Source organism: Enterobacter cloacae complex sp. P40C2 (genome assembly GCF_014930695.1).
Classification (GTDB): domain Bacteria; phylum Pseudomonadota; class Gammaproteobacteria; order Enterobacterales; family Enterobacteriaceae; genus Enterobacter; species Enterobacter pasteurii.
This window is the reverse complement of sequence record NZ_JADBRP010000018.1, coordinates 21,486-36,143: the sequence shown is the minus strand read 5'-3', so window position 1 is coordinate 36,143 and position 14,658 is coordinate 21,486. Positions and strand designations below refer to the sequence as shown.

Here is a 14,658-nt window from a genome sequence, read left to right as displayed (position 1 = left end):
CATTCATGACTACTCATCATTCCCTCTACAGCCAGATCCCCGCTACCGATCGTCTGCTTCGAGATCCGAACATTGCCGCGGTGCTGGCGCGGTTCGGCCACGCTGCGACGGTCGACATGCTACGCCAGCTTCAGGGCGACGCGCGTCGCCATATTCAGGCTGAAAACGCGCTTCCCGGCTGGTGCGCGGGGTGGGTGCAGGAGGTTGAACGCAGGCTGAGCGAGCACGCGCAAAGCGCCTTGCGCCCCGTTATTAACCTGACGGGCACGGTACTGCACACCAATCTCGGCCGGGCACAGCAGGCGGAAGACGCCATTGAGGCAGTGGCCCAGGCCATGCGCTCGCCGGTGACGCTGGAGTACGATCTGGACGGCGCCGGGCGCGGGCATCGCGATCGCGCGCTGGCGGATCTTCTCTGCCAGATTACTGGCGCGGAAGATGCCTGCATTGTGAATAACAACGCGGCGGCGGTGCTGCTGATGCTGGCGGCCACCGCGAGCGGGAAAGAGGTTGTAGTATCCCGCGGCGAGCTGGTCGAAATTGGCGGGGCGTTTCGTATTCCGGATGTGATGCGCCAGGCGGGATGCACGCTGCATGAGGTGGGCACGACCAACCGCACCCATGCAAAAGATTATCGCGCCGCGGTAAATGAGAACACCGCGCTGCTGATGAAGGTGCATACCAGCAATTACCACATCGAAGGGTTTACCAAAACGGTGGAAGAAGCCGGGCTGGCCGCCATCGGGCGCGAGCTCGGCGTGCCGGTCATTGTCGATCTGGGCAGCGGTTCGCTGGTGGATATGCGCCAGTACGGTTTGCCGAAAGAGCCAATGGTGCAGGAGGCGATCGCCGCAGGCGTGAGCCTGGTCAGTTTCTCCGGCGACAAGCTGCTGGGCGGGCCACAGGCGGGAATTATTGTCGGCAAGCGCGAGCTGATCGCGCAGCTACAGCAGCACCCGCTGAAGCGCGCCCTGCGTGCCGATAAAATGACGCTGGCCGCGCTGGAAGCGACGCTGCGGCTCTATCTGCATCCGGAAAAACTGGCTGACCGCCTGCCCACGCTGCGGTTGTTAAGCCGTGATGCGGCTTCCATTCGCGCGCAGGCGCAAAGGCTGCTGCCGCAGGTTGCGCCGCATTACCCTGAGTTCGAGGTGCGGAGTGAACCCTGCCTTTCGCAAATTGGCAGCGGCTCGCTGCCCGTGGACCGGCTGCCGAGCGAAGCGCTGACGTTCACCCCGCGCGACGGGCGCGGAAGCCAGCTTGAGGCGCTGTCGGCGCGCTGGCGCACCTTACCGACGCCGGTCATTGGCCGTATCGGTGATGGTCGCCTGTGGCTGGATTTACGCTGTCTTGAAGATGAAGTGCGGTTTCTGGAGATGATGTTGAAATGATTATTGCCACCGCCGGTCACGTTGACCACGGCAAAACCACGTTACTGCAGGCGATTACGGGCGTAAATGCCGACCGTCTGCCGGAAGAGAAAAAGCGCGGCATGACCATTGACCTGGGCTATGCCTACTGGCCGCAGCCCGATGGCCGCGTGCTGGGCTTTATTGACGTGCCCGGCCACGAAAAGTTTCTTTCCAATATGCTCGCGGGCGTGGGCGGTATCGATCACGCTTTGCTGGTGGTTGCGTGCGACGACGGCGTGATGGCGCAAACGCGCGAGCATCTGGCGATCCTCCAGCTGACGGGAAACCCGCAGATAACCGTAGCCCTCACCAAAGCGGACCGCGTGGACGACGCGCGTATCGACGAGGTACGCGCTGAGGTGCAGGCGACGCTACGCGAATATGGTTTTATGGATGCTGCGCTTTTTGTCACCGTGGCGACAGAAGGGCGCGGTATCGACGCCCTTCGCGACCATTTGCAGCAGATCCCGTCTCGTGAGCATGCCGGCCATCACCGCTTCCGCCTGGCCATCGACAGGGCGTTTACCGTTAAGGGGGCGGGGCTGGTGGTAACCGGCACCGCGCTGAGCGGGGAAGTTAACGTGGGCGATACCCTGTGGCTGACGGGCATTAATAAACCCATGCGCGTGCGCGGGCTTCATGCGCAAAACCAGCCGGTAGAGCGGGCCCACGCCGGGCAGCGTATCGCCCTGAACATTGCGGGTGATGCGGAGAAAGAGCAGCTCAGCCGCGGCGACTGGCTGATGTCTGACGCCCCGCCAGAGCCGTCTGAGCGGGCGATCGTCTCTCTTCAGACCCACACGCCGCTGGCCCAGTGGCAGCCGCTGCACATTCACCACGCGGCCAGCCATATCACCGGCCGCGTGTCGCTGCTGGAAAACGATCTCGCCGAGCTGGTGTTCGATTCCCCGCTCTGGCTTGCGGATAACGACCGCCTGGTTCTGCGCGACATCTCCGCCCGCGAAACCCTGGCGGGCGCCCGCGTGGTGATGCTGAATCCGCCCCGTCGCGGCAAGCGTAAGCCCGAGTATTTACAGTGGCTGGCCGCGCTGGCCAGGGCCCATGATGATAAATCCGCGTTAGATGCCCATCTTGAGCGCGGTGCGGTGGATCTGACCGCGTTCGCCTGGGCGCGCCAGCTCAGCGGCGAAGGGCTGCGCCTCCTGACGCAGGAGCCCGGCTTTATTCAGGCCGGTAACAGCCTGCTGAATGCGCCGGTGGCGGCGGGCTGGCAGCGCAAAGTGCTGAGCACGCTGGCGACCTACCACGAACAGCATCAGGATGAGCCAGGCCCGGGCCGTGAACGTCTGCGGCGCATGGCGTTGCCGATGGAAGACGACGCGCTGGTGCTGCTGCTGATTGAAAACATGCGCGCCAGCGGGGCGATCGCAAGCCACCACGGCTGGCTGCACCTGCCCGATCACAAGGCCGGTTTTACCGCCGACCAGGAAGCGGTCTGGCAGAAAGTGGCGGCGCTGTTTGGCGATGAACCCTGGTGGGTGCGCGATCTGGCGCGTGAAACCGGTACCGATGAGCAGCTGATGCGTCAGGTGCTGCGCCATGCGGCGCAGCAGGGCATGATTGTGGCGATCGTGAAAGATCGTTATTACCGCAACGATCGGATCGTGGCGTTCGCGAACCTGATCCGGGAGCTGGATCGGGAGCGCGGATCGACCTGCGCCGCCGACTTCCGCGATCGGCTGAACGTGGGGCGCAAGCTGGCGATTCAGATCCTGGAGTACTTCAACCGCATCGGGTTTACGCGTCGCCGGGGCAATGACCATGTGTTACGCGACGCGCAGCTGTTCCCGTAAGCGCTAAGCGCTGCGCGCCTGCTTCTGTTTAGCCAGCCAGACCGCGCCCAGCCTTCCCGCCTGGTTACCCAGCTCGCAGGGGAGGATGGGCACCCGGAGCGCTTCCCACTCCTCGAATCGCTGTAGATATTTGTCCAGTAGGAGATAGATTTTCTCCTGCTCGCTAATGCCGCCGCCAATCAGCACCGCCTGCGGATCGAACATGGAGATCACGCTGTAAACGCCGCGCGAAAGACAGTGCGCCCACTCTTCAATGGCCTCGCGCAGGTGCACGTCGCTGTCCATGCGCTTAAACAGCTCCTCACCGTCAGGCATTTCGTCCTCCGACACGGCCAGCGCGCGGCGGCAGGCTTTCATCAGGCCGCTGGCAGACGCCACTTCATGCATCGGCTCGCCCTCATTGCCCACGGGCAGCACGCCAAACTCACCCGCCCGGTAGTGCGACCCGCGGTAGAGATCGCCCTCCATGACGATACCGCCGCCGATGCCGGTACCGATGGTGATGCAGACGAAATGCTCATAGTCTTTACCCGCGCCCTGCCAGCGCTCGCCCAGCGCCGCGCAGTTGGCGTCGTTTTCGATTGTCACAGGGAGATCGGTCAGCTCCGCGAACAGTTCGCACAGGTTTTCCCCGTCAAGGTAATCCAGCGCCCCGGCCTTAGCCGCTTCGCCGGTGTGGTGATTGATATGCCCTGGAAAGCTTACGCCGATTCCGACGATGTCATGTTCCCGGCTGTACTCATCCACCACGGCCTTCCACTTCTGTTTGAAGGTGCTTTCATCGTCAGGCGTATCATATTCATCGGATGTCAGTTCTTCGCCGTTTTCGTTAATTACGCCGTGTTTGATATGGGTTCCACCCACGTCAAAGCCGATAAATAGCTGCATTGCATCGTTCCTCATGAGCCCTTGAGCTATTAAGTATGGCTCCGGCGGCAGAAACGAAACGTAAAGTACGGTAATCCGTGATACGGCTCGTAAACCCGTTACCGACTGGCGAGAAAATCACCTGCCGGAACTACCCTTGTTGTACACCAACAGCAAGGAGACGGACATGACAAACAATCCTCCCTCATCGCGCATCCAGCCTGGCGAGTATGGTTTTCCCCTTAAGCTCAAGCCCCGCTATGACAACTTTATCGGCGGCGACTGGGTGGCACCCGTCGACGGTGAATACTATTCCAACCTGACGCCCGTCACCGGCCAGCCGCTGTGTGAAATTGCCAGCTCGGGCAGGCGGGATATCGATCTGGCGCTGGACGCGGCGCATAAGGTGAAAGATAAATGGGCGCACACCTCCGTTCAGGACAGGGCGGCCATATTGTTCAAAATCGCCGATCGCATGGAGCAGAATCTGGAGCTGCTGGCGACCGCGGAAACGTGGGACAACGGTAAGCCGATCCGGGAAACCATGGCGGCGGACGTCCCGCTGGCGATTGACCATTTCCGCTATTTTGCGTCCTGCATTCGCGCCCAGGAGGGCGGGATCAGCGAGGTGGACAGCGACACCGTGGCGTATCACTTCCACGAGCCGCTCGGCGTGGTGGGGCAAATCATTCCCTGGAATTTCCCGCTGCTGATGGCGAGCTGGAAGATGGCCCCGGCGCTGGCGGCGGGGAACTGCGTTGTGCTGAAGCCCGCACGCTTAACGCCGCTTTCGGTGCTGCTGCTGATGGAGGTGATTGGCGACCTGTTGCCGCCGGGAGTCATCAACGTGGTCAACGGGGCCGGGGGAGAGATTGGCGAGTATCTGGCAACCTCAAAACGTATCGCCAAAGTGGCGTTCACCGGCTCAACGGAAGTGGGCCAGCAGATCATGCAGTACGCGACGCAAAACATCATTCCGGTCACGCTGGAGCTGGGCGGGAAATCGCCAAACATCTTCTTTGCCGACGTGATGGATGAAGAAGATGCCTTCTTCGACAAGGCGCTGGAAGGGTTTGCGCTGTTTGCCTTTAACCAGGGCGAAGTCTGTACCTGCCCGAGCCGCGCGCTGGTGCAGGAGTCCATTTATGAGCGCTTTATGGAGCGGGCAATCAGGCGCGTGGAGTCGATTCGCAGCGGTAACCCGCTCGATAACGTCACCCAGATGGGGGCGCAGGTATCGCATGGCCAGCTGGAAACCATCCTCAACTACATCGATATTGGTAAGAATGAGGGCGCCGACGTTCTGACCGGCGGCCGCCGCAAGATGCTGGGCGGCGATTTACAGGAGGGCTATTACCTTGAGCCGACCATCCTGTTCGGTAAAAACAACATGCGTGTTTTCCAGGAGGAAATTTTTGGGCCGGTGCTGGCCGTAACCACCTTCAAAACGATGGAGGAGGCGCTGGAGATCGCCAACGACACGCAGTACGGCCTGGGGGCGGGCGTCTGGAGCCGTAACGGTAATCTGGCCTATAAGATGGGGCGCGGCATTCAGGCCGGACGCGTATGGACCAACTGCTACCACGCCTATCCGGCTCACGCGGCGTTTGGCGGGTACAAGCAGTCGGGCATCGGACGAGAAACCCATAAGATGATGCTGGAACATTACCAGCAGACCAAATGCCTGCTGGTGAGCTACTCCGATAAACCGCTGGGGCTGTTTTAAACTTCCGGCTCAGGCCGTCCGTGAACGGCCTGAGCTGGCCTACTCCTTCTCCCGTGAGAGAGGGTGAGGGCAACAGGCCGCAGCTGTTCAGCCTTCATTAACCCATATGCGCATTTCTCCTTCTCCCCGGTTTGCCCAGCTAAACCAGGGTATAAAGGTCAACGTCTGGGGCTGACGTTGTACCGGTGAGCGGTCGTATTGCCATAGCGCGTCGGTGTCCTTCGCGTGGTAACCGCTCCCTTCTGCCTGTATCAGTATCTTGTGCGCGAAAATGCCTTTCCCTTCAAACACCCGGAACTCGCTGTCCGAAGGCAGAGAAAGATGGTGCAGACCGGCGCCGTTATCGGCTTCCTCAAGGCAGTACACCAGCGGCCCGCGCTGAATGGCGACCTTCCCCGCCTGCTGGCGCACGTGCGGGTTGCCATACACGCGGCGAACCGGCATGGGTAACGTCAGGGTCAGCGTGTCGCCTTCCTGCCAGCGTCGGTTGAGGTAAACGTAACCGTGGGATACCTCGCCTGAAAGGGCTTCTCCGTTCAGCGAAACGGCCGGTTGCGCGCACCAGTCCGGGAGCCTCAGGGCCAGCGTGTGGGTGACCGGAACAGGCGACGTTATCTCGATTTTGACCTGCTCCTGCCACGGATAGTTACCGCTAATTCGCAGCTGCAGGGTCTTATCCCCAACCGGTATGGCGACGTCGTTCCCCACGTACAGGTTGATCAACAGCGCATCCGGGCGAACGGTATAGATATAGTGTCCCAGCGAGGTCAGCACGCGGGCGATATTTGGCGGGCAGCAGGCGCAGCCGAACCAGCGCTGGCGCACCGGTTTTACGTGGTCATAGATATGGTTAAACGCCAGCGTCTTCGGGTGCACTTCCAGCGGATTCACGTAAAAAAAATGCTTCCCGTCCAGCGCCATTCCACCCAGCACCGTATTGTATAGCGCGCGCTCCATGACGTCGGCGTACCGGCTGTCTGCCTCCATTTCCAGCATCCGCCGGGCAAACATCATCAGGCCAATGGAGGCGCAGCTTTCCGCGTACACCGTATCGTTGGGCAGATCGTAATCGCTGCTGAACGCCTCGCCGCTGCTTTGCGAGCCGATGCCGCCGGTAATGTACAGCTGGCGCTGGGCCATATTGTTCCACAGCCGCAGGCAGTCCTGGCGTTTACCCTCGTCGTTGCTCAGGCGCGCCAGGTGCGCCATGCCCGCCATCAGATAGACAAAACGCACGGCGTGGCCGATGGCCGTTTGTTGTTCCGCAAGCGGCTGATGCGCCTGGCTATAGGCTTTGTCGTTAACCATCCACGCCGGTCCATAGGTGTTCCAGTACGACGTTCTGCCGCGCTTCTCGTATTCGATATCGTAGAAGTGAGGCTGCGCGCCGCGTTCCTCAATAAAATATTTCACCAGACTGAGGTAACGAGGTTCCTGCGTGACGTCGTACAGCCGCATCAGCGCCAGCTCGATTTCCGGATGGCCCGGATAGCCGTGCAGCTGGCTTTCACCAGGGCCAAACACGCTGTCGATATGGTCCGCCAGCCTGCACGCCACGTCCAGCAGGTCGCGCTTACCGGTTCCCTGAAACCAGGCCACGCCCGCTTCAATCATATGTCCGGCGCAATACAGTTCATGGCATTCGGCCAGATTGGTCCAGCGTGCCTCGGGGGCTTTCACCGTAAAGTAGGTGTTGAGGTAGCCATCTTCACACTGTGCCGCCGCGACCAGTTTAATTACCTCGTTGGCGGTTTTTTCCAGCTCTGCGTCGGGCTTCTGGCACAGCGACCACGCCACGGCTTCCAGCCATTTCGCCACGTCGCTGTCCTGAAATACCATTCCGTAGAACTCTCCCTGTTCCAGACCGGCCGCTATGCGGAAGTTGGTGATGGCATGGCTGGGCTCGGCCTCCGCCACCCGGTCGTTCAGCGCATCCCACTGGTAGGGGATCACCACATCGCGAACCAGGCGTTGATACTGACCAAGAAACGGGTCGTTGATTTTCAGCTTGTGCAGGTCGGCTTCCATTATGGACATATCGTTCTCCTCAGGACGGTACATGACGCTGGCGCAGGTCGGTAGCAATGCGCGACATCGTGGGATTGTTAAGCCTGCACCGACGGATAGCGAACGCCAGCAGCAGGTGGAAAAGGGCAGGGAGCAGCGTCTCCATGGCGGTTATGCCCTGCAGTGAGGCTGGCGTCTGGTTGCCGGAGCCGGGCTGATAGGCTACGGCGATGAATACCAGGCTGATGATCCCGGCGCTGGACGCCCACGCGAGCTTGATGAAAAACAGGTTGAAGGCGAAGTTCATTCCCGATGAGCGCACGCCGGTTTTCCATTCGCCGTAGTCGTCCGCAAAGGCCATTAGCGAGAAGTGCAGCGGCAGGGTGAAGCCCAGGATCACGCCGTTGCTTAAGATGACGATCAGCCAGAGCGTCTGGTGCGCCGGACCACCCGGCAGGAACCACATACCAGCCGCAAGTGCGGCGAGCACAAGGTTGGTGCGGTAGTAGAGCTTGACGGTATCAATACGGCGCGACAGCGGGTTAACGATCACCGCGCCCAGAATGGCGGCAAACGTCACCATGGTGAAAAACAGCGAGGTATACGCCGTACTGCCCTGGAGAACGTAGGTAATGAAGTACATATACCCGCCGCCTCGAATGTTGAAGACGTTAATCAGCAGGAACGACATTACCAGCATCAGCAGCAGCTGATCGTTTTTACGCAGGCCCGCCAGGTGCTCGCGCAGCGTGAATTTACCCATCAGCGCCAGCGGGACGCGCTCGCGCACCCAGAAGAAGCAGCACAGGAACATCACCACGGCGATGGCGCACAGCACGCCAACACCCAGCTGATAGCCCCGGGCGGCATTGCCCTGACCAAGCTCCGCGACCAGCCACGGCAGACCAACGGAGACCAGAAACCCCGCCACGCCGCACAGTACAAAACGCCATGACTGGCAGGAGATCACCTCGTTATGGCGAGTGGTCATGGTGTTGATCAGGGCACAGTACGGCACGTTGATGGCGGTATAGCCTACAGACAGCAGTAAATAGGTGCCGAACGCCCAGGCGATTTTCACCCCCATGCTGGCTTCCGGAACGGTGAAGGTCAGTACGCCGACGATCCCGATGGGCAACGCAACCCACAGTTGCCAGGGGCGAAAACGTCCCCAGCGGCTCTGGGTGCGGTCAGCAATCACGCCCATCACCGGATCGGAAATAGCGTCGAACACCCGCAGGGCAATGAACAGCGTGCCGACGAGCGCAGGAGTCAGGCCGAAAACATCGGTATAGAAAAAGGTCAGAAAATTCATGATCAGGCAGGTAATTACCGTTCCGCCCGCGTCGCCCAGGCCGTAGCCAATTTTTTCGCGGACTGACAGCCGGTCATCGACCGTCTGTTTGGCAGCTTCTGCCTCTGTAATCGGTGTGGAAGTCATGGGGTAACTCCTCGTTAACGATTTTTATCGTATTTGTAGGTACCCCATTTATTCTGCATCCAACGGGCAGACCAACAAGGGAAGGGAAAAGTATAAAAAGGTGACGATTCCGACCTTGTGATAAAAGTGTGAGTTTGATCGAGCCGTTAAGCTGATATTTATTAATAATCAAGGAATAAAGGCAATATTCACCCTCATAAAAGCGGAAAAATGAATATCCATGCTTAATTTATCCATAGCGCTTCCGATTAAGGTACAAAATGGCGGGTTATTTATATCCCGGGGCGTGGGGCGTCATCCTGCCCGGAAATTAACCTCCTGGGAGATTATTTTTGTCGAAAAAGGGACATTAACGATCCAGGAGGAGAATACGCAGTTTCAGGTTAACGCCGGAGAGAGTTTATTGCTCTGGCCGCAGCGACGGCACGTGGGCGTGGAGGATTTTCCCGAGGATCTGAAATTTTACTGGCTGCACTTTGAGTTGGATGAACGATTTCCCGCATTGCCGAACGCGGCGCCGCTGGCGATAGAACAACACTGTCACGTGCGCGATCCCGATTATGTCATAGCGTTATTTCGTCAGTTTTTAAGCGAGCAGGAAAAATTACATCGCAGTCAGGCGCTGGAGATGATGTTGCTGTTAATTTTGCAGCAAATATCGCTCTCGCCGGGATATGAAGACAACGCGGATGACGCGGGAGCGGCAATAGCGTGGAAGGCCAGGCAGCTTATCCGCACGCAATTTCATTTGCCTATGTCTACCTCGCAGCTGGCAAAAGCGCTGCACTGCAATGCGGATTATCTGGGGCGCGTATTTCGCCGGACATTCCATTTAACGCTGACGGAGGCCATCCATCGCCAGCGCGTCAGGGCGGCGGAAAAGCTGTTGCTGAACGATGCGGCCTCGTTAACCGAGGTGGCAGCCCGCTGCGGCTTTAATGACGTGGGCTATTTTCGGCAAATCTTCTCGAAGCATACCGGCTTAACCCCCGCCGTCTGGAAACGACGGTACTGTAAGGAACATATTAATTCCGGCTGAGCGCCTCCTCTTTGACCCATAACACCTTCGCTGGCTCAGACGTTTTGTATGATGTGCGCAGAACCGGGTTTTACTGCACGCGAGGCGTAACTGATGAACCGATTTATCCTGGCGGATCCTGAAAAATGCATCGGGTGCCGCACCTGTGAAGTGGCTTGCATGATGTCGCACCAGGATGCCGCTGCGCCAGATGCACTGACGTCCCGCATCAGGGTAGTTAAGGGTGGCACCTTCACTACGGCCGTGGGCTGCCATCAGTGTGAAGATGCGCCCTGCGCTAATGTCTGCCCGACGGGGGCAATCCGACGCTCAGCCGAAGCCTGGCTGGTGGATCAGGCGCGCTGTATCGGCTGTAAAAGCTGTATGGTGGCGTGCCCGTTCGGAGCGATGCAGGTTCGGTACGTGGCGGAACGCGCTCGGGCGCTGAAATGTGATTTATGCGCGCATCGCGAGGGCGGGCCCGCCTGCGTTGAAGCCTGTCCTACCCGCGCGTTGAGCTGCGTCGACCCTGCCAGATTACGCGCTGAACGGCTGCGTAATCTGGCCTGAGGTCTGATTAACCGGCCTCGCGCCAGGCGTTTTCAATCTCTTCGGCGAGAATTTTCACGCCCGCTTCAATTTTTTCCGGGTCCGGGACGTAGTTCATGCGCATGCACTGATGCGTGTGCGGCCACGGCTTATCCAGCCCGGGGAAGAAGTAATCCCCCGGCACCATCAGCACGCCACGCTTTTTCAGGCGCTGATAGAGCAGTTCCGTCGTAATCGGCAGATCTTTAAACCACAGCCACAGGAAAATCGCCCCTTCCGGTTTGTGGATCAGGCAGCGCTCTTCCGGTAAATAGCGGCGCAGAATAGCGATGGTTTCCTGAACGCGCTGAGAGTAAAACGGCTTAATCACCTCATTCGACAGGCGCAGCAGGTCGTTACGCTTGATCATTTCGCACATCATCGCCGGGCCGATCCCGCCAGGAGACAGGCTGATAATGCCGTTCATGTTGGTAATGGCGGTGATGATCTTTTCGTTCGCGATAATAATGCCGCAGCGGCTGCCCGGCAGGCCCAGTTTGGAAAGGCTCATGCAGAGGATGATGTTCGGGTTCCACAGCGGGCGCGCGTCGCTGAAGATAATTCCCGGGAACGGGACGCCATAGGCGTTGTCGATGACCAGCGGAATACCGTGCTGATTCGCCAGCGCATCCAGCTTCATCAGCTCCTCGTCGGTGATCACGTTGCCCGTCGGGTTGGTAGGACGCGACACGCAGATCATGCCCGTCTCTTCGCCGATATGCAGATGTTCAAAATCGACGTGGTATTTGAACTGGCCTTCCGGTAACAGCTCAATGTTCGGGCGCGCGGAGACAAACAGGTCTTCTTCGAGGCCGGAATCGGCGTAGCCGATATACTCCGGCGCCAGCGGGAACAGCACTTTTTTCGTGGTGCCGTCGGCGCGGCGTCCGGCGAACAGATTAAACAAGTAGAAAAACGCGCTCTGGCTGCCGTTTGTTAGCGCAATATTCTGTGGTTCGATATCCCAACCCAGCTCTTCCCGCAGCATCGCCGCCAGCACCGTCAGCAGTTCTGTTTTGCCCTGCGGGCCGTCGTAGTTGCACAGCGCATCGGTCGCTTTACCGTTTTCCAGCATGTCTGCCAGCAGCGTCTGGAAGTAAGTATTCATCTCAGGAATCTGAGCCGGGTTTCCGCCGCCGAGCATGATGGCGCCTGGCGTGCGCAGCCCGTCGTTGAGGTCCTCCATCAGGCGGGTAATGCCTGAATGGCGGGTAAATTTGTCGCCGAAAAGTGAAAACGTCATAGCAGGTGATCTGTCGGGCTTATGATGAAAGGCAGTCACCATAACGCCAGCACCGTCCTGGTGCAAATCGGGAGGTGTGGTCGGATTTGTTGTTTTATCTTGTGGGTTTGGATTTGTGTAGTGAATCATTCTGGTGAAAGGCACGAGCCGTGCAGCCCCCTCTCCCTTTGGGGAGAGGGTTAGGGTGAGTGGGGCGACCTACTGATTCCCCGCCCACACCACCATCACCTTATCGCCCTTATGTTCGCGCACAAAGCCATACCCGTCTTTCAGCGAAAGCGTGGTTTGCTTGCCTTCACCCATCGCCGGATGGCGGGCGCGGAACTGCCCCAGAAGCTGCCAGTGGGCGACGGTCAGAGCCTGTTTACCCGTTACGTCCTGCCAGTTCATATCCGAGCGGGTGCCCTGTAGCGGGTCGGAGCCCGTCGGGCCAAAGGGGCGCTCTGATTCATCGCCGTAAAAGATCTGCACGCTTCCCGGAGCCAGCAGCAGCAGCTCAGCGGCGCGCTGGCCGCCTTCCCGGAACAGGCGCGTATCGTGCGAGGAGAGATAGCTCAGCACGTTAAAGCTTTGCAGCTTTTCGGCCATCTGCTGCCAGGTTAAATCCATATCCGCCAGGCACTCCACCGCCTTCGCGGCCTGCTCCTGATAGTCAAAGTTGATCATCGCATCGAAGCCGTGGCGATAATAATCGCTCTGCATTACGCCGTGGCCCCAGGATTCACCGGTCATCCAGAACGGCGCATTATCGAGTTTTTTGTCGGGGTTGGCGGCTTTCCACGCGGCCAGCGCCTGGCTTGCCTGATCTTTCAGCTGCTGCCAGGCTCCATGCTCAACGTGTTTTGCCGTGTCGACCCGAAAACCGTCGATGCCGTAATCACGCACCCACTGGCTGAGCCAGTGGGTCAGGTAATCGCGCGGCGTAAACCCGGCTACCGCTTTCGCGCGGGTATCGGGCTTGTGTTGATAAAAGTTGGGCAAGCCGGATGGCGTGGTCGATTCCGTTTTCAGGTCCGGCAGAAATGCCAGGGACATGGTCAAATCGTCAAAGCCGGGGTTGTCGTAATCGCCGATATCGGTGCGGATCCATTTTTTACCCCACCATTTTTCCCACGCGGCCTTATCACTGAAGTTGATATAGTCGTTGAAGCTGTGCCAGCTTTGTCCCGCGCCTGGCTTCCAGTCGGTCCAGCGCTCGCCGAGCGTTTTTTTCAGCTCATCGCCCTGCACATACAGCGCGCCAAACTGATACTCCTGCATATCCGCAAGCGTCGCATAGCCCGCGTGGTTCATGACGATGTCAAACAGGATGCGGATACCGCGCCTGTGCGCTTCATCAACAAGCTGGCGTAAATCATCTTCGCTGCCCATGTTGGCATCGAGTTTCGTCCAGTCCTGGGTGTAATAGCCGTGGTAAGCGTAGTGGGGGAAATCTCCTTTGGTTCCGCCGCCAACCCAGCCGTGGATCTGCTCCAGCGGAGAACTTATCCAGAGCGCGTTCACGCCCAGCTGCTGGAGGTAATCCAGCTTGCTGGTCAGCCCCTTCAGATCGCCGCCGTGGAAGGTGCCAATCTCCTGCATTCCGTCCTTATGGCGGCCGTAGCTGTTGTCGTTGGCGGGATCGCCATTCACAAAGCGATCGGTCAGCACGAAATAGACGGTGGCGTTTTGCCAGCTGAACGGCGCGGGTTTGTCGGTTTCGGCGCGCTCAAGCAGCAGCAGGCCGTTGCTGTTTGCGGCTGGCTGGAGGGTAACTTTGCCATTCAGGACGGTTGCGGTCTGTTTGCTGTAGAAATCACGCACCACCGTTCCTTCCGGGAAGGTGTCAGCCACGTCGAGGGTGAGCGGTTTCCCGTCCCACTTCGGACACTGGCGAATGACGTTTGCGACGAGCTGCCGGGCCGCACTTTGCACCGTCAGCATCAGGGTTGGCGTTCCCGAACGCGTATCGATACGCATCTGGTAATCACCGTCACGGAATACCCGCCACTGAGGAGGCGTGCCTTCGCACGGTTTGAGCGACAGCATTTCATTGAGCTTAATGGCGCCCGTCGGCTGCCAGCACGCGTTGTCAAGACTCAGCGTCAGCGGACGGGTACCCTTCGCAAGCGTTGCCTGACCGGTAAAGACGCCGGTACCTTCAGCGCTAAACGCGTCAAACCCCGGCGATGACCAGCCGGCATGGGCGAGTGCGGGTAACATCAGAAAAGCTAATGCAGTGCGTTTCATTCCATTTTCCTGTCGCGGCATTTTTAACCAGTGTGCCATTCGGCTCAGGGGAAAAACTCCTCCTGCGGCGCTTTCTGCCGGGAGGACGCGAAGGGATGAGTGATCCCGCGCAAATTTAGGCAGTTATCTGCGATATCGCACACATTTTTTCAGTATTGATGGTTAATTGAGCACGTCCGGGATGACATAGTTTCGGAATTGGACTATTTGTATACGTGCTCTTGAGGACTATTTTTGGTATGATTTGAGATTCCGCTCTCAAATTTTTAAACAAAATAAGGTGTTGGAATGTTTATATCCGACCAGGAGACCT

At 58.9% G+C, this 14,658-nt stretch carries 10 protein-coding genes; 5 read left to right on the top strand and 5 right to left on the bottom strand.

What is annotated here, in order from left to right; genetic code table 11:
• The first annotated feature begins 5 nt into the window (after nucleotides 1-5).
• Nucleotides 6-1,391 carry an L-seryl-tRNA(Sec) selenium transferase gene (gene selA / locus IM304_RS21355; RefSeq protein WP_193355529.1) on the top strand — a complete coding sequence of 462 codons (1,386 nt, stop codon included), beginning with the start codon at nucleotides 6-8 and terminating at the stop codon, nucleotides 1,389-1,391.
• The gene (gene selB, locus IM304_RS21350) at nucleotides 1,388-3,226 is read left to right on the top strand and encodes a selenocysteine-specific translation elongation factor (protein ID WP_193355528.1); all 1,839 of its coding nucleotides are present in this window, start codon (nucleotides 1,388-1,390) and stop codon (nucleotides 3,224-3,226) included. The genes selA and selB overlap by 4 nt, the downstream gene beginning before the upstream one ends.
• A 3-nt stretch (nucleotides 3,227-3,229) precedes the next feature.
• Here the strand turns inward: selB and IM304_RS21345 are convergent, their stop codons facing one another.
• On the bottom strand, nucleotides 3,230-4,114 hold the full coding sequence (locus IM304_RS21345) for an ROK family protein (RefSeq protein WP_176609219.1): 885 nt from the start codon (nucleotides 4,112-4,114) through the stop codon (nucleotides 3,230-3,232).
• Nucleotides 4,115-4,280: 166 nt separating this feature from the next.
• Between IM304_RS21345 and aldB the strand changes: the two genes are divergently transcribed.
• On the top strand, nucleotides 4,281-5,819 hold the full coding sequence (aldB, locus tag IM304_RS21340) for an aldehyde dehydrogenase AldB (protein WP_176609220.1): 1,539 nt from the start codon (nucleotides 4,281-4,283) through the stop codon (nucleotides 5,817-5,819).
• 87 nt (nucleotides 5,820-5,906) lie between these two features.
• On the opposite strand, the gene IM304_RS21335 is transcribed toward aldB, so the two are convergent.
• On the bottom strand, nucleotides 5,907-7,856 hold the full coding sequence (locus IM304_RS21335) for a glycoside hydrolase family 127 protein (RefSeq protein ID WP_193355527.1): 1,950 nt from the start codon (nucleotides 7,854-7,856) through the stop codon (nucleotides 5,907-5,909).
• A 10-nt stretch (nucleotides 7,857-7,866) separates the two neighbouring features.
• Nucleotides 7,867-9,267, bottom strand: coding sequence for an MFS transporter (locus IM304_RS21330; RefSeq protein ID WP_193355526.1), 1,401 nt, complete (start codon nucleotides 9,265-9,267; stop codon nucleotides 7,867-7,869).
• Nucleotides 9,268-9,487: 220 nt separating this feature from the next.
• On the opposite strand from IM304_RS21330, the gene IM304_RS21325 reads away from it, so the two are divergent.
• On the top strand, nucleotides 9,488-10,306 hold the full coding sequence (locus IM304_RS21325) for an AraC family transcriptional regulator (RefSeq protein ID WP_193355525.1): 819 nt from the start codon (nucleotides 9,488-9,490) through the stop codon (nucleotides 10,304-10,306).
• A gap of 93 nt (nucleotides 10,307-10,399) precedes the next feature.
• Nucleotides 10,400-10,855, top strand: a complete 456-nt coding sequence (locus tag IM304_RS21320; protein WP_193355524.1) for a 4Fe-4S dicluster domain-containing protein — start codon at nucleotides 10,400-10,402, stop codon at nucleotides 10,853-10,855.
• A gap of 7 nt (nucleotides 10,856-10,862) precedes the next feature.
• Here the strand turns inward: IM304_RS21320 and avtA are convergent, their stop codons facing one another.
• Both avtA and IM304_RS21310 read right to left on the bottom strand, forming a co-directional pair.
• Nucleotides 10,863-12,116 (bottom strand): valine--pyruvate transaminase, encoded by a 1,254-nt coding sequence (gene avtA / locus IM304_RS21315; protein ID WP_148422487.1) that lies wholly within the window; start codon nucleotides 12,114-12,116, stop codon nucleotides 10,863-10,865.
• 198 nt (nucleotides 12,117-12,314) lie between these two features.
• On the bottom strand, nucleotides 12,315-14,345 hold the full coding sequence (locus IM304_RS21310; protein WP_193355523.1) for an alpha-amylase: 2,031 nt from the start codon (nucleotides 14,343-14,345) through the stop codon (nucleotides 12,315-12,317).
• Between the last annotated feature and the right edge of the window lie 313 nt (nucleotides 14,346-14,658).